Origin of the sequence: Pseudoalteromonas sp. BZA4 (genome assembly GCF_040104395.1) — a bacterium.
Classification (GTDB): domain Bacteria; phylum Pseudomonadota; class Gammaproteobacteria; order Enterobacterales; family Alteromonadaceae; genus Pseudoalteromonas.
This window is the reverse complement of the sequence record NZ_JBECOT010000010.1, coordinates 34,015-49,163: the sequence shown is the minus strand read 5'-3', so window position 1 is coordinate 49,163 and position 15,149 is coordinate 34,015. Positions and strand designations below refer to the sequence as shown.

Sequence of the window (15,149 nt, the reverse complement as noted above, 5' to 3'; positions counted from 1 at the left end):
TAATAACCACTTAATAGAAAAATAATCGCTAAAAGGTCCAGTTTATGCCTAAGTAGTAGCGACGACCATTAGTCCACTCATTAACAAATATCTTATCTAAATGATTTTGGTAATAAGGTTTTAACTCTTCAACAGGAATACCACTTGCTTGCGATAAAATGGCAAAGGCCTCTTCTCCTGAGACAGAAGACTCAACAATATTGTTGCCATTTTCATCTTTAGCGACAACGCGATTGCCTGTTGCGACACCGTCTTCACCAATTTCGTCGATCCATTTCATTTTATTAATAACTGGGTCATTAACAATTTGTGATGTTTTTATGTATTGCACAACATTTTCATTGGTTAAGTTTGTTACTGCAAAGCTTGCTACTAAATTGTCTAGGATTTGATAGGTCGCTTTGAAGTCGAGTTGTTCGCGCGCATCAGTGTAACGAATACCGTCTGTAAAGCTGGCATTGGCGAATTCACTTCGATAGTTATATGACAACCGTGCCGAAAAAGTGTCATTTTCAAAATAAATAGATGCATTGAGGGTGTCTTGTGACTGTCCAAACATAGGTTCTGTTTGGCTAACTGTTTGAGTATTAAACCCAGTGACTTCAAAGTATTCACGTTGAGACGGATCACTCAAATGAGTTTCTGTATCAGTCATATCAGCGATTTCATATGAAAAGGTTGAGGTGTTGAACTTTTGATCCGGCACATCTGTATAAGTGTAATTAATTAAGCTACCAAAACCATTACCGAAATCATGTTGTAACTGAAATTCAAGCCCTTTTACTTTTTGCTCACCTGTATTGAAGTAAGAACTAACAACGTAGTCTCCGTATATTGAGTAACCGTTATCATCTGTTTTCCCTTCATCCCCTAGGTAACTTAAGTCTTGAACTTGAGATGATGATCGCACCATATCTTTAATATCTTTTTGAAAGGCTGTAATGGCAAAAATAGATGACTCAGCAAAGTACCACTCTACGCCTACTTCAGAGTTGACTGATGAATATGAACCTAAGTTTGGATTACCAACCGATCCTCGGCGCTGCGAATCCATTGGTAGGCGCTCAGCATCTCCATTTGGGGTTAAATCTTGCTGTCTACCGTCAGTGTAGAATCGGTAGCGTTCGGTTACTAAGCTAAAGTTACTTCTGAGCTGAGTAAGGCTCGGATGAGAAATATTCTTTGACGCGGCGGCTCTTAGAACAAGATCGTCAGCAAGGTCATAAACAATATTAAAACTTGGTAAATAGTCTTTAGTACTACTTTTTTGCACAAGCGGCGAATACTGATTAAAACCAGCAAGACCCGCGACATAATTTGGATCGGTTTCATCAATAGGGTATGAAAGAAGCTGACCATTTTCATCTTTTGCCACTTCATTACCGACAGATTCTCGTTGTGTGTCGACTACGCGAATACCTACATTACCTCTGAATTTTTCACCACTGAAGTTTGCCATTGCATAATAGGCTAGTAATTCTTCAGTTACTTTATAGGCTGATCCTGCCGATTCAGTTAAACCAGAACGACAGCCATAATAGTTTTCAGGGTTTGCTGAGTTTGCGATTGCATCTATACAAGCACCTTCATTCGGTGTGCCTTCTGAATTGAGTAATAAAAAGTGATCATTCAGCAACGAGTCACGTTTTGCTTGGTCGATATCAAAATATTCATTTGGTATATCATGACCCGCAGAGTCTAAGCCAGATACCGTACCACCTACAATTTGCTCTGCCAGAATGAGAGGGAAATCACTTGATTCATTTGCATAGCCATGAAAACGCGCTCCTTCTGTATAGTAGCGCTGTGTACGTTCTATATCGCGATACTTAGCGCCAAATTTGATGCTATCAATATAAAAGTCACTCTCGAAAGACCACGTAATATCTCCTTGCAGAAAATCTTCGGTGTTTTCACGGTAGCGAGCAGAGTTATTTAAGCCACCTGTTAGTAAATAAAACTCGTTAGTAGGCGCAAGCAAGAAGTTTTTAGCGCGCTGTTGTGCATCGATAAGCGCTTGCCCTGTTAGTGATGGGTCAGCCTCAAGCCCCCAATATACTTTGCCGGTATCGGGGTTATATCCATACCCTAAATTGACCCCTTCATAAGTTGGGATTTTTAAAGATGCATCGTCACCTGAGTAAAGCGTTTCGTAATCCCCATAACGACTGGCAAGTGTGGTTCCACGATCGAGTACGGTACTCTCTGCTTCTGTGTGACCAGCTTGAAACTTCATTACAAAGTCATTGTGTTCAAGATCAACAGTAAGATGGTAGCGATTTTGTTCAGTTTCGGTGCCACTTCTATCGTTTGAGTCACGACGGATCATTTCACCCCATCGGATATCGCCATCGTAATAGTTGTTACCATCCCAGACCATGCCTGCACCGCGAACTAAATTTGTGCCATCAATAGGGTAGGTTGCTGATAAAACAATATCGCGTTCAGGATCCATCACGAGTCGAGGATCTATCCCAGGCACTTCGTTGCTATACAGCAGTTGCACAATACGGTGTGGTTGAGCGTATAAATTGTCATTTTTATTATCTCGATCAGATTTATTCTGATTTATCTCTAGGTTTAAACTTAAGTTATCAATAGGTGCCCATTGAAAGTTTAAAGTTGTATCTAGGCGGCTTTCATCGGTTGAGAAAGCTGGCGCGTAGACCATGTTACCTAATGTTCTAGCAGGAGTTTGACCTAACCCTGCTTCTCTTCTGCTACCCCAAAAAAGCCCCCATACTGGGTCAATATAAGTTGGGTCTATCACTTCATCTAGTTGCCCCCAATTTTGTGTATAGTTGTTCCATACACCAGAGTTACTGGGATCTTCTGTTGGCCAATAAGCACCATTATTTGCGACTGCTTCTAAGTCACCGTAGGTATAACCATTTAACGCCATGTGACGTGTAATGATTAGGGCATGATTATTCATATGGCGCAGATTGATATCGCTGCTGGCACATGCTTCTGTTGGACACTCTATTGCATCTGTTTGTGCAAAGCCTGTGCTGATCGCGCCTTCATTACCAGCAATACCATCTGATTCAAAACCGGTACGAAATGCCTTGCGTTGTTGATGACTTACGCTAATTGAAGCGCCAAATTTTTTATTTTCAGAGACAAAGTTATAGGCTGTTGATACTTGTGGTGAATACTTCTTTGAAGAGTCGTTATACTCTGATTCAACATTAAAATACCCATAGCCATCTTCTTGTTCCAAAGGTTTTTTAGTATGTAATATGACGGTGCCGCCAATACCACCGGCATCAAGGTCGGCACGGGCTGATTTATGGACTTCAATTTTAGAAACACGCTCTGCTGGAATATTTGAAAAATCAAAGGCATTACTTTCTGATTGGCCTGGTAAATAGGATGCTGATTTGGCTGATTGACCATTAACTAGGGTATTGGTTAGTTCGGGTGACGTGCCACGAATAGACACTTTAGAGCCTTCACCAAATTGTCGCTCAATTTGTACCCCAGCCACACGTTGCAAAGCTTCAGCCATATTTTTATCAGGGTTTTTGGCAATATCTTCTGTATTAATAGAATCAACAATAACATCTGAATATCGTTTGTTATTCAAGTTCTCACGCAAAGATGAGCGAATACCAGTTACTTGAATAACTTCGATTTCTTCATCTTTGAGATTTTTTTCTGAATTTTTATTTGTGGGTAAGTCCTTTTTCACCTCTTGTGAAAAGGTTGGCATTGACATACTTGCAGTCAATAGCATTGCTGACTGAACCGCAATGGTCATTTTAGATAAGCGAAGAGCTTTCATTTTGCACCTTTCAAATTTGTTATTATTTTAATCTGACTCGTTGTTACTGAGCATTAATAGCGAAACTAAGACCCTTAAAGGATCTTACTTTTTAATTACCAGTGACCGAAATACAACACCTATACAGTCGCTGCTTAAATTAAAATAGTACAAACATAGAACAAATCAAGAATATTTTATTATTTATTTGGTGTTTTTGGATTTCCTTTTGTTTTGTACCTAAAAACCTTTAACTTTTTGTATTTAATTGAGTTTTTTCTTTTTGGGAAAGAGGTGGTTTTTCTGGTATGTATATATGCATAATCAATTAAAACAATTGGTTGAGATTTTTTGCTGTCCTTACTTTGAATATTTTATTCTTTATTTTCTTTTTTTTATCCTCTGATATTGCTGTGCTGCGGCTTTAAACTGTCATTCACTTAATCAGTTGTTTTGTTTTTCGTTAATAGGCACACTGATAATCCAAATGGGTTTTATGCAGTAAGGTTTTGTAATGAAAAATGAGATAAAGCAACACATCGGCAGTGTTGCACTGGTGGTAAATGATTACGATGAAGCCATAGCCTTCTACACCGAAAAATTACAATTTACATTGATTGAAGATACCGATTTAGGCGAGGGAAAACGGTGGGTTTTAGTCTCGCCACCGGGTTCTAACGGTACACACCTGCTACTTGCAAAAGCCAGTAATCAACAGCAAATGCACGCTGTTGGTAATCAAACCGGTGGCCGAGTATTTTTGTTCTTACACAGCAATGATTTTTGGCGTGATTACAACAGCATGAAAAGTAAAGGTGTTGTATTTAATGAATCACCAAGAGAAGAGCCTTACGGCACCGTAGTGGTGTTTCAAGATTTATACGGCAATAAATGGGACTTACTTGAGCTTAAACACCCTAAAGGTTAACAATGGCGCTAGGGGTTAAATTCTCGGGCGCGCCAAACACGTTTCACGCTTACGTATAATCCGGCTCTATTCCAAATTTAAAATCTGACGGGCTAAAGCCCGACCTACAATGTAGCTCGTCATTTATGGCGACAGGGGGATGTAGACGCGAACCTCGTACCTCGGACCTCGCAACTTTCCCCTTTCCCCTAGAAACTTGCTAACTACTCCTAGCCCCTAAAACCTCCCCCCTCACAATCTCTGCGCCTTTACTTAGCGCATTGAGCTTGGCGCTTGCTATCTGGCGAGGGAGGGGCGCCATACCGCAATTTGTGCATGGATAAAGCTTATCGGCATCAACATATTTCAGGGCTTCGCGTAATGTCTGTGCTACCTCATCAGGGGTTTCGATTTCATTGCTTGCTACATCAATGGCACCAACCATCACTTTTTTGCCGCTTATGAGTGCTAATAGTTCAATAGGTACGCGAGAGTTGTGGCACTCAAGTGAAATAATATCGATATTCGACTTTTGAAGTTTTGGGAATACTTCTTCGTATTGACGCCATTCATTGCCTAGTGTTTGTTTCCAATCAGTGTTTGCTTTTATTCCATAGCCGTAGCAAATGTGCACGGCGGTTTCGCACTTTAAGCCTTCGATTGCTCTTTCTAGGCACTTAATGCCCCAGTCATTAACATCATCGAAGAACACATTAAACGCAGGCTCATCAAATTGAATAATATCAACACCTGCAGCTTCGAGCTCTTTCGCTTCTTGATTGAGGATTTTGGCAAATTCCCACGCCAGTTGTTCACGGCTTTGATAGTGGGCGTCATACAAGGTGTCGATCATGGTCATAGGCCCTGGCAACGCCCATTTTATAGGTTGCTTGGTTTGCGAACGTAAAAACTTGGCGTCTTCAACAAACACGGGTTTGCTGCGTGACACCGGGCCAATCACACTTGGTACACTGGCTTCGTAGCGATTACGAATGGTCACTGTTTTACGGTTCTCAAAATCAACGCCATTTAAGTGTTCGATAAAGGTCGTTACAAAGTGCTGGCGGGTTTGCTCGCCGTCGCTCACGATATCAACGCCAGCTTGTTGTTGCTCTTGTAAGGCAACACGCAGCGCGTCTTGTTTGCCGTCGATAAGCTCTGCGCCTTGCAATTTCCAAGGCGACCATAAGGTTTCAGGCTCAGCAAGCCAAGCAGGTTTTGGTAAGCTGCCAGCTGTCGATGTGGGTAATAACTTTCTCATTTTTACTCTCATTAAATTGCGTAGTTGGCAGACCATTTTTCAAGTACTGATTGATAAGGCTTAATAAAGTGCTGCTCAGTAAATTTGCCTTGTGCAATCGCAAGTTGGCTGCGCTCTTCACGGTCGTAGACAATTTGCGTGATCGAGTGATCGGCGTTTCTTAAATTTGGTTGATAGCAACTACCCGCCACGGCATTGGCATTATAAATTTCTGGACGATAGATTTTCTGGAATGTTTCCATGGTGCTAATCGTGCTGATCAACTCTAAGTTGGTGTAATCGTTCAGCAAGTCACCAAAGAAATAAAACGCCAGCGGAGCAACTGTGTTTGGTGGCATAAAATAGCGTACCTGCAAGCCCATTTTTTTAAAGTATTGCTCGGTTAATGACGACTCATTTGGTTGGTACTCAGCACCTAAAATTGGATGTTGATTTTCTGTACGGTGGTACGTTTTGTTATCAGACACGCTTAAACAAATAACCGGTGGTTTTTTAAAGTGCTGTTTGTAAGTTTCTGAATCAATAAAGTATTTAAAGAGTTTGCCGTGTAAGTCACCAAAGTTTTCGGGAATGCTGAATTCGCTTTTTGCTTTATTATGATCAAGCAACAGAACACTAAAATCATAATCACGCACGTAAGATGAAAAGTTATTACCAACAATACCTTCGATACGTTCATTAGTTTGGTGATCAATGATATTCGTTTTTAGCACTTCAATTGACGGGAATGCCTCTGTGCTATGTGCAATTTCTAGATCAACTGAGATGATCTCAAGCTCTACTGAGTAGCGGTCGCCTTGCGGGTTATCCCAGTTTGCTAGCGCATTAAAGCGGCTATCAATCATTTTTAATGCATTACGCAAATTCTGCTGGCGACTTTCACCGCGAGCTAGGTTTGCAAAGTTTGTGGTAAGTCGTGTGCTTTTTGACGGATGATAATTTTCGTCGAGGCAAATGCTTTTAATTGTAAATCTGAAATCGTTGTTCATGGCAATGTATCCAAAAGTCCTGAGATAAATGATTGCGGCTCACCTTCCTTAAATCGCTAGGTCATTAACCTTGAGGTGGCTTGGTATCTATTTATACGTGCTCAGTATCATGAAGAAAAACGTTTTTATTTCAGGTAAAACATGAGGCAGATTCATGAATATTTGCTGTTTTAGTAAAACATTTAGGAAGGGATAGTAAAAAATGCTTCAAAGTTGATTTAGACGTCTGGATTTCTAAATTGGTTTATTGGAGTTGCAGTAATTTCATATAAAACGTGAGTAATATTCACTACTTAACAGGGCTTTTGAGAGCAACCCCGTACTTTATTGTTGTTATACTCGTCTCCCTAAACCAACAACACAGACAAATATAATGAATGAATTAATCGTGCTTATTATTGCTTGCGCCATACTTGGTAGCGGGGTTGGCTTTTTAGCGGGGCTATTAGGAATTGGTGGAGGCCTAGTAATTGTGCCCATTTTAAGCATGATCTTGCTGCACTTTCAGGTGTTACCTGCTGAGCAAGTGGTGCTGGTGGCGATTGCTACATCGCTTGCCTCAATTCTTTTTACATCTACGTCATCAGCTATCGCTCACCATAAAAATGATAATGTGCCTTGGCAATTGGCTCCGTGGGTTATGACAGGGGTTGCACTAGGCGCTCTTATCAGTGGCTTTTTGGCTTCGCTATTGCCTGCAAATGTGGTGCGAATAGTGTTTGCTGTGAGTGTGGTGCTTATTGCATTAAAAATGATTTTCAGCAGTAAAAACGATAGCCAATCAACACGCTCGCTACCTAATAAAGGCCTTTTAACATTTTATACAAGCATCACAGGGGGGCTTTCTGCCATGATAGGCATTGGCGGTGGTGCGGTACTTGTGCCGTTACTGACGTTTTTCTCGGTTGATATGAAAAAAGCCATTGGCTGTGCTTCGGCCTGCGGTATTGTCATTGCGCTATTTGGCTCAGTGGGTTACATCAGTTCGGGCAGCCAGTACTTTACATTAAAAGAAGGCTTTGCTGGTTTTGTTTATTTGCCTGCCTTGTTTGGCATTGTGTGTACTTCGTGGTTTAGCGCACCATTAGGTGCAAAAGCAACGCATCATTTACCTGTCTCCACCATCAAAAAGATCTTTGCGGGGCTGTTGGTTATTATGGCTGTAAATATGCTAGCTAAATAGTGTTAACTTATTAATTCGACAACACGAAAGTCGTTTGTTAATGTCAGTTATGCAGTTTTTAGGCTGCTCAACTGCCTTTTTTCGAAAGCTGTAGGCGCTAATTAAGGACTATTTTTTTAAGGAAAATGTTATGGAACGCTGGTGCTTTCAAGCGAGTAAAAAAACACTAAGCTCTTTATTTGTTGCTCTATCGCTAATGGCTTTGCCAGTGACTGCTGAGCCTACAAAGCCACTCGAAACTCACCATGCTTTAATGAGCCAAGTTCTCAATGCAAACCAACAAGCTCCCCTTACAGGTTTTGCACTTCATGTGATTGTTGATGATGGACATGCTTTTTCAACGGCAAAGCAAAGTAAAGAAAATGCGCCGCAAGTTATTAACCCAAATAGTTTATTTAGAATTGCCAGTGTCACCAAAACCTTTACTGCGGCAACGGTGCTACGTTTGCACGAGGAAGGAAATCTAAGCCTTGATACAACGCTCGATAAGTTAATTTCTGATGACTTTTATGCGCTTCTTGAAAGCGATGGTTATGCCCTTGATAAAATGACGCTTAAGCAAGTGCTGAGTCACACGGCAGGGTTATACGATCACGGCCAAAGCGATCAGTATTTAGCTGGCATAATGGCAAATCCGCAGCAAGATATTACGATGCGCGAGCAAATTAAAGGGTGTGTAGAGTGGGGCGACCCAGTTGGTAAACCTGGTGAGCGTTTTTCATATTCAGATACCGGTTATGTGTTACTCGGCCATATTATTGAAAGAGTGACAGATTTACCGCTACCTGAAGCGGTTCGCTAATACTTAAGTTTCGATAAAAATCATATCGAAAATGTGGTCTGGGAACGGGGTGATACGGTTGCTGTGGATGAGTCTCGACGCGTACATCAATACTTGCATGGCACCGATACTTTTAATTGGAGCCCAACTGTCGATTTATATGGTGGCGGTGGGCTTGTTGCCAGCCCAATCGGTATGGCTAAATTTTATCAGGCTTTATTTTCAGGTAAGGTCTTCAAATATCCGGAAACGCTCAAACTCATGCTCTCGGATAAAGGCTTACCTGCAGATAGCCCTTATCGTTTAGGTGTATTTGCAAAAGACTATAACGGCACCTTGGTTTATCAACATGGTGGCTTTTGGGGCACTTTGGTGATGTATGAACCAACAACGCAGGTAGTGGTAGCAGGGGCTGTTACTCAGCAAAAAGACTACGCCCAGCTTGAAAAAGTGATGAGTGACTATTTAATTTTACAAGCAAAATCAGCGCTCTAAATAAACACGCCAAAATCTAAACTGGCGCACAGATGCGCCAGATCCTTTCTTAGTTCAACTTTAGCTAAGTCATTATAGAAGATAAATGACTTGCGTACTTCATATAACAAAAATATTATATAACCAAATTGTTATGGAGTGAGTCGTGAAAGTTCTCTTTTTATGTACAGAAAATTCAGCCCGTTCAATTATGGCTGAGGCGTTGCTTAAACATCATGGTAAAGGTGAGTTTGAGGTGTTTAGTGCAGGTACTGAACCTTATGCGGTAGACCCTCGTACGCTTGCGGCGATTGAGCATTTTGGTTTAAAAACCGATGACTTACACTCAAAGCACTTAAACGATGTAACTAACCTGAATTTTGATTACGTCATAACCTTATGTGATGACGCTGTCAAAGAATGCGCCAATCGCGTCGATGGCAGCCATTGCCTTGCATGGGATTTTATCGATCCTAAAACGCGTCCTGAACCCCACGCCTTTGAAAAAACCTTGCAAGAGCTCAATGAGCGAATCAAACAGTTTGTGCAATCCCATAACAAAGAAAAACCAGCATCGATTTCGCCAACCACATTTTATAAAGCGCTTGCAGATGATATTCGCTTAAAAAGCTTATTGCTTATCGCCGTTGAGCAAGAGGTTTGCGTATGCGAACTAATGACAGCACTTAATGAGCAGAGCCAGCCAAAGGTTTCAAGGCATTTAGCGCAACTTAAAAAACAGGGCATTTTGTCGGATAGAAAACACCAGCAGTGGGTGTTTTATTCTTTAAACCCGACTCTACCTATGTGGATGAAACAAACAATTACCTCGACCGTGGTAAACGAACCAAATTTCATAGAAAACGAGTTAGCAAGGCTAAATGCGATGGGAGATGATCGCCCAACCCGTGTTGCTCGTTGCTGCAATTAAGGACTAAAAATGGGTGTTTTTGAACGATATTTATCTGTATGGGTTGCTGCTGCTATCGCCATCGGTGTGACGCTTGGGGTGATGTTTCCGCCTTTATTTGAGTTAATAGCCAAAGCCGAAGTGGCGCATGTAAACATTGTTGTTGCACTGTTTATTTGGGTAATGATCTACCCGATGATGGTGCAAGTTGATTTTTCAACAATCAAAGAAGTCGGTAAAAACCCTAAAGGGCTGATGCTCACTTTAATCATTAACTGGCTTATCAAACCGTTTTCAATGGCCGTATTAGGTTGGCTATTTTTTGAAGGGTTATTTGCTGATTTCGTTAGCCCTGAAACGGCGCAAGAATATATTGCTGGGATGATTTTGCTTGGTGTTGCACCTTGTACTGCAATGGTGTTTGTGTGGTCACAACTGACTAAAGGCGATGCAAATTATACCTTAGTGCAAGTGTCTGTGAACGACATCATTATGATTTTTGCTTTTGCACCAATTGCGGGTTTACTGCTGGGTGTATCTGATATTCATGTGCCTTGGCTTACACTGATGATTTCGGTTGTGCTGTATGTATTGCTGCCACTCGTTGCCGGGGTCTTAACACGAAAAGCTCTTAATAATTCAGCACAAAATGAGGCTGCTGTGCAGTCATTTTTAGAGAAAATTAAACCTTACTCAGTTATTGGTTTACTGGCCACAGTAGTCTTGCTGTTTGGGTTTCAGGCGAACACGATTTTAGCCCAACCGCTTAACATTGTACTGATTGCCATCCCGCTTGTTTTGCAAACCTACGGTATTTTTGCAATCACTTATTTCATTGCGTTAAAGCTTAGGCTTAAGCACAACATTGCAGGGCCAGCATGTTTAATTGGTACCTCTAACTTTTTTGAGTTAGCGGTCGCAGTGGCTATTTCATTATTTGGTTTGCACTCGGGCGCAGCATTAGCAACCGTTGTTGGGGTGTTGGTCGAAGTACCTGTAATGCTGTCGTTGGTTGCAATCGTTAATAAAACAACACATTGGTTTAAAGAGTAATTGGGGAATCATAATGCAATCACATCCATTTGATATTTTACAGCTAGAAACTGGGGCATTTATTTTTACTCCTTGCCCTGGCACAAAAGGCGTTGGCTTATCACAGTCTGTTGCTGATCTAAAAGCGGCAGGTGCAAAAGCAATTATTACTCTGATGTACGATGAAGAGCTTGTTAAAAATGGGGCGCAGCAGCTTGCAATCGAATGTGAGCAAGCCGGTCTTAGCTGGTTTCAATTACCTATTGTTGATGATGACGCGCCAAGCGAAGCGTTTAGTTTAGCTTTCAACAAACACCTTAACGAGATTCTTGCCATCATAAAAAGCGGTGGTAGCGTGGCTGTGCACTGTAAAGGCGGCTCAGGCCGTACAGGCTTAGTTATTGGTTTATTAATGCATGAGCTTGGCTATGCTAAAAATGACATAGTTAATCAAGTGCAGGCTATTCGCCCTAAATCGTTGCATAACCCAGTACAACGTTCATTTTTCGACAATTTTCAAAAAGTAGGAGCTTAACAATGGCAATTAAAGTAGGCATTAATGGTTTTGGCCGCATGGGTCGTTTATCACTAAGAGCAGCGTTTGCATGGGACGACATTGAGTTTGTGCATATTAATGATCCTGCGGGTGATGCAGCTACATTGGCTCACTTACTAAAGTATGATTCGGTGCACGGTATTTGGCCTCATGAGGTTGAAAGTAACGACAATGCTGTGATCATCGATGGCCACGAAATTAACGTTACGCAAAATAAAACGATTGCAGACACTGATTGGTCTGGTTGCGATATCGTTATTGAAGCCTCTGGTGTGATGAAAAAAACCGAGTTACTGCAAGCCTATCTTGATCAAGGTGTGAAGAAAGTTGTTGTCACTGCCCCTGTAAAAGAAGACGGTGTGCTGAACGTTGTTATGGGTGTAAACGATAATTTATACGATGTAAATCAGCATGATATTGTTACAGCAGCATCGTGCACTACCAACTGTTTAGCGCCTGTGGTTAAAGTTCTGCAAGAAAAAATTGGTATCAAACATGGTTCAATGACCACTATTCACGATATCACTAATACGCAAACTATTTTAGATGCGCCCCATAAAGACTTACGCCGTGCTCGCGCATGTGGCATGAGCTTAATTCCAACTACAACGGGCTCTGCAACAGCAATTACACATATTTTCCCTGAACTTAAAGGCAAATTAAATGGCCACGCGGTTCGTGTGCCTTTAGCAAATGCATCAATCACAGACTGTGTGTTTGAAGTTGAAAAGCCAACCACCGCTGAGCAAATTAACCAATGGATGCAAGAAGCCGCAGAGGGCGAGCTAAAAGGCATTTTGGGCTATGAAGAAAAGCCACTTGTTTCTATCGATTACAAAACCGACCCACGCTCAAGCATTGTTGATGCGTTATCAACCATGGTTGTGAACGAGACTCAAGTTAAGCTGTATGTTTGGTACGATAACGAATGGGGTTATGCAAACCGCACCGCCGAACTTGCCCGTAAAGTTGCGCGATCACTACAAGGTTAAAAGCAATGACGCGTTTGGCTAATCTTCCCGCTGATATAAAGCAGTACTTAATTGTCACCGGGAATTACTGGGCATTTACGCTTACAGATGGCGCATTGAGAATGTTGGTGGTACTGCATTTTCATGCGCTTGGCTACTCGCCTTTGAGTATTGCCATGCTGTTTTTGTTTTATGAGATTTTTGGTGTTGTCACTAACTTAGTGGGCGGCTATTTAGGCGCAAGGCTTGGTTTAAATAAAACTATGAACATTGGCCTTGCTATACAGGTTGCAGTCTTGTTTATGCTGGCAGTCCCTCCTGAATGGCTGAGTGTTGCCTATGTGATGTTAGCGCAGGCGCTGTCTGGGATTGCCAAAGATCTCAATAAAATGAGCGCTAAAAGCTCAATCAAAATGCTGGTTGCCAGTGGCCAAGAAGGCACCTTGTTTAAATGGGTAGCGATACTAACAGGCTCTAAAAACGCCTTAAAAGGTGTGGGCTTCTTTTTAGGTGGCTTACTACTGACATTAATGTCGTTTAAAGGCGCAATGCTAACCATGGCTACCGCTTTGCTGGTGGTGTGGTGTTTTAGTATTTATGCACTTAAAAATGATTTAGGCAAAGCTAAAAACAAGCCTAAGTTTAACGAAATATTTTCAAAAAGTAGTTCAATCAATATCTTGTCAGCCGCGAGGTTGTTTTTGTTTGGTGCGCGTGATGTTTGGTTTGTAGTTGCACTTCCGGTGTTTTTATCACAAGCTTTTGGTTGGGATCATTGGACCGTGGGGGCCTTCTTAGCTAGCTGGATCATTGGTTATGGGATAGTGCAATCTTTTGCACCTAAAATCATTAAGCTTAATAAGCAAACATCACCAAGCGCAGAAACAGTTAAGTGGGCATCCTTGCTTGCTTTAGTCACCTTAGCAATTGCTTTTGCTATTGGTTTTGACTGGGCAGTAAAACCAATGCTGATAGGCGGACTGATGTTGTTCGGCGTGGTCTTCGCGATTAACTCATCTTTGCACAGTTACTTAATTGTTAGCATGGCTGATGCTGATGGCGTATCACTCGATGTCGGGTTTTATTATATGGCCAATGCCATGGGACGCTTAATTGGTACTGTGTTGTCGGGCTTAGTGTTTCAGGTGTATGGCTTAGCAGCCTGTTTGGCTATATCACTGTTATTTATTGTTATTACCGCTCTTATTTCGACTAAATTACCAAAACAAATTTAGTTAAATCTAAACACGCCCTACAAAGGTAAGCCTTCTTGCTTACCTTTGTTCATGCATAGCATCAGAAATAATAAAATCAGTCACCTTCAGGCTTGAAAAGCTCTTCGAGCATTGGCTGTGGGTTGTTTAAAAATGCCTTTGTAATTTGGTAATGTTCAGTATCCTCATAATTTATTTGAGCAATGGCTGTTGCAAATAAAGGAAAATGGTACATTGTATTCAAAAAACTGAATACCCAAAGAATTAATAACCCAAAGCAAGGATGGCAATTATGATTGAACCAAACTATGCAAGTTACACTCTTGATGAGCTGCTAGATTGCAAAGCGAATATAGACGCACAAGCATGGCCCGAGCGTCTTAAAGACATCGAAAACGCTTTGAGTGTTTATGCCAGTCAATCTGCTGAGCACGAAAAACAGTACAAACAAGCAGTGTTTAATGCATATTGTGAGACGTTACGCCACGATCTAACCATCAGTATCGATGATAATATTCTTTGGTTTTTAAGACCGTTTTCTAAGCAAGCTAAAGATATTACTCCCAGTACCTTTGCTGGCGAAGTTTGCCCGCTTTGCAAAGGAGATATTAGCGCAACCACATGGGCTGCTGGCTGGCAGTTGAGCTGCGAACATTGTGAAGTAACAGGGATTGTTGTTGAAAAGTTTGGCTATTAAAAAAGTTAGCTTATTGAAATTGCTGTGTAATTATTCACAGCAATATATAACAATTTTGATAATGCTATCAGGCTTTTTTAACAAATTTAGCGGTTACCATCATTTCACCAACGCCATCAACTTTACAGTCTAATTCGTGGTCTTTCTTATCTAACACGCGGCGGACCACAGCTTTGGTGCCTATTTTAATCACTTGTGAGCTGCCTTTAATTTTTAAATCTTTCGCAACAGTCACTTTGTCGCCATCAGCTAATAAAGTGCCGTTAGCATCTTTCACATTGATCACATCATCGGTATCAACCGCATTAGGATCCCACTCATGAGCGCATTCTGGGCATACTAAATTGTGTTGATCTTCATACACGTATTCAGAGTTACATTGTGGGCAAGGAGGAAAAGACATAAATG

At 41.3% G+C, this 15,149-nt stretch carries 12 protein-coding genes and 1 pseudogene; 9 read left to right on the top strand and 4 right to left on the bottom strand.

All coding sequences use genetic code 11. The features are described from left to right. Positions 1-28: 28 nt before the first annotated feature. Complete coding sequence (locus ABMY41_RS06390; protein ID WP_349274353.1) at positions 29-3,787, bottom strand: TonB-dependent receptor; 3,759 nt, start codon at positions 3,785-3,787, stop codon at positions 29-31. Positions 3,788-4,280: 493 nt separating this feature from the next. On the opposite strand from ABMY41_RS06390, the gene ABMY41_RS06385 reads away from it, so the two are divergent. Next, a complete protein-coding gene (locus ABMY41_RS06385; RefSeq protein ID WP_199527479.1) occupies positions 4,281-4,694 on the top strand; it encodes a VOC family protein in 414 nt (137 codons plus the stop codon). Positions 4,695-4,893: 199 nt separating this feature from the next. On the opposite strand, the gene ABMY41_RS06380 is transcribed toward ABMY41_RS06385, so the two are convergent. Then, positions 4,894-5,934 carry a methionine synthase gene (locus ABMY41_RS06380; RefSeq protein WP_289097310.1) on the bottom strand — a complete coding sequence of 347 codons (1,041 nt, stop codon included), beginning with the start codon at positions 5,932-5,934 and terminating at the stop codon, positions 4,894-4,896. A gap of 11 nt (positions 5,935-5,945) precedes the next feature. After that, positions 5,946-6,923 (bottom strand): DUF1852 domain-containing protein, encoded by a 978-nt coding sequence (locus tag ABMY41_RS06375; RefSeq protein ID WP_175082914.1) that lies wholly within the window; start codon positions 6,921-6,923, stop codon positions 5,946-5,948. Positions 6,924-7,296: 373 nt separating this feature from the next. On the opposite strand from ABMY41_RS06375, the gene ABMY41_RS06370 reads away from it, so the two are divergent. The 8 genes and pseudogenes from ABMY41_RS06370 to ABMY41_RS06335 all read left to right on the top strand — a co-directional run bounded on the left by ABMY41_RS06370 (position 7,297) and on the right by ABMY41_RS06335 (position 14,741). Then, the gene (locus ABMY41_RS06370) at positions 7,297-8,106 is read left to right on the top strand and encodes a sulfite exporter TauE/SafE family protein (protein WP_349274352.1); all 810 of its coding nucleotides are present in this window, start codon (positions 7,297-7,299) and stop codon (positions 8,104-8,106) included. 130 nt (positions 8,107-8,236) lie between these two features. After that, positions 8,237-9,382: pseudogene (locus ABMY41_RS06365) on the top strand (serine hydrolase domain-containing protein). Between the two features lie 145 nt (positions 9,383-9,527). Continuing rightward, the gene (locus ABMY41_RS06360) at positions 9,528-10,292 is read left to right on the top strand and encodes a metalloregulator ArsR/SmtB family transcription factor (protein ID WP_289097305.1); all 765 of its coding nucleotides are present in this window, start codon (positions 9,528-9,530) and stop codon (positions 10,290-10,292) included. A 9-nt stretch (positions 10,293-10,301) separates the two neighbouring features. After that, entirely contained in the window at positions 10,302-11,324 is a 1,023-nt protein-coding gene (gene arsB, locus ABMY41_RS06355) for an ACR3 family arsenite efflux transporter (protein ID WP_349274351.1), read from the top strand. Between the two features lie 13 nt (positions 11,325-11,337). After that, entirely contained in the window at positions 11,338-11,838 is a 501-nt protein-coding gene (locus ABMY41_RS06350) for a dual specificity protein phosphatase family protein (protein WP_349274350.1), read from the top strand. A gap of 2 nt (positions 11,839-11,840) precedes the next feature. Beyond that, positions 11,841-12,851 carry an ArsJ-associated glyceraldehyde-3-phosphate dehydrogenase gene (locus ABMY41_RS06345; protein WP_349274349.1) on the top strand — a complete coding sequence of 337 codons (1,011 nt, stop codon included), beginning with the start codon at positions 11,841-11,843 and terminating at the stop codon, positions 12,849-12,851. Between the two features lie 5 nt (positions 12,852-12,856). After that, a complete protein-coding gene (gene arsJ, locus ABMY41_RS06340; RefSeq protein ID WP_349274348.1) occupies positions 12,857-14,065 on the top strand; it encodes an organoarsenical effux MFS transporter ArsJ in 1,209 nt (402 codons plus the stop codon). A 271-nt stretch (positions 14,066-14,336) separates the two neighbouring features. Further along, positions 14,337-14,741 carry a hypothetical protein gene (locus tag ABMY41_RS06335; protein WP_349274347.1) on the top strand — a complete coding sequence of 135 codons (405 nt, stop codon included), beginning with the start codon at positions 14,337-14,339 and terminating at the stop codon, positions 14,739-14,741. A gap of 67 nt (positions 14,742-14,808) precedes the next feature. Here the strand turns inward: ABMY41_RS06335 and ABMY41_RS06330 are convergent, their stop codons facing one another. Continuing rightward, positions 14,809-15,144: a zinc ribbon domain-containing protein YjdM gene (locus tag ABMY41_RS06330; protein ID WP_251601332.1), complete on the bottom strand. Its 336-nt coding sequence runs from the start codon at positions 15,142-15,144 to the stop codon at positions 14,809-14,811. Positions 15,145-15,149: the final 5 nt, after the last annotated feature.

Excerpts from the sequence above, each read along its gene's own strand:
- ABMY41_RS06335 (WP_349274347.1), top strand. The coding sequence starts at position 14,337 with ATGATTGAACCAAACTATGCAAGTTACACTCTTGATGAGCTGCTAGAT.
- ABMY41_RS06390 (WP_349274353.1), bottom strand. The coding sequence starts at position 3,787 with ATGAAAGCTCTTCGCTTATCTAAAATGACCATTGCGGTTCAGTCAGCA.
- ABMY41_RS06330 (WP_251601332.1), bottom strand. The coding sequence starts at position 15,144 with ATGTCTTTTCCTCCTTGCCCACAATGTAACTCTGAATACGTGTATGAA.
- ABMY41_RS06370 (WP_349274352.1), top strand. The coding sequence starts at position 7,297 with ATGAATGAATTAATCGTGCTTATTATTGCTTGCGCCATACTTGGTAGC.
- arsB (WP_349274351.1), top strand. The coding sequence starts at position 10,302 with ATGGGTGTTTTTGAACGATATTTATCTGTATGGGTTGCTGCTGCTATC.
- ABMY41_RS06385 (WP_199527479.1), top strand. The coding sequence starts at position 4,281 with ATGAAAAATGAGATAAAGCAACACATCGGCAGTGTTGCACTGGTGGTA.
- ABMY41_RS06375 (WP_175082914.1), bottom strand. The coding sequence starts at position 6,923 with ATGAACAACGATTTCAGATTTACAATTAAAAGCATTTGCCTCGACGAA.
- ABMY41_RS06380 (WP_289097310.1), bottom strand. The coding sequence starts at position 5,934 with ATGAGAAAGTTATTACCCACATCGACAGCTGGCAGCTTACCAAAACCT.
- arsJ (WP_349274348.1), top strand. The coding sequence starts at position 12,857 with ATGACGCGTTTGGCTAATCTTCCCGCTGATATAAAGCAGTACTTAATT.
- ABMY41_RS06345 (WP_349274349.1), top strand. The coding sequence starts at position 11,841 with ATGGCAATTAAAGTAGGCATTAATGGTTTTGGCCGCATGGGTCGTTTA.
- ABMY41_RS06350 (WP_349274350.1), top strand. The coding sequence starts at position 11,338 with ATGCAATCACATCCATTTGATATTTTACAGCTAGAAACTGGGGCATTT.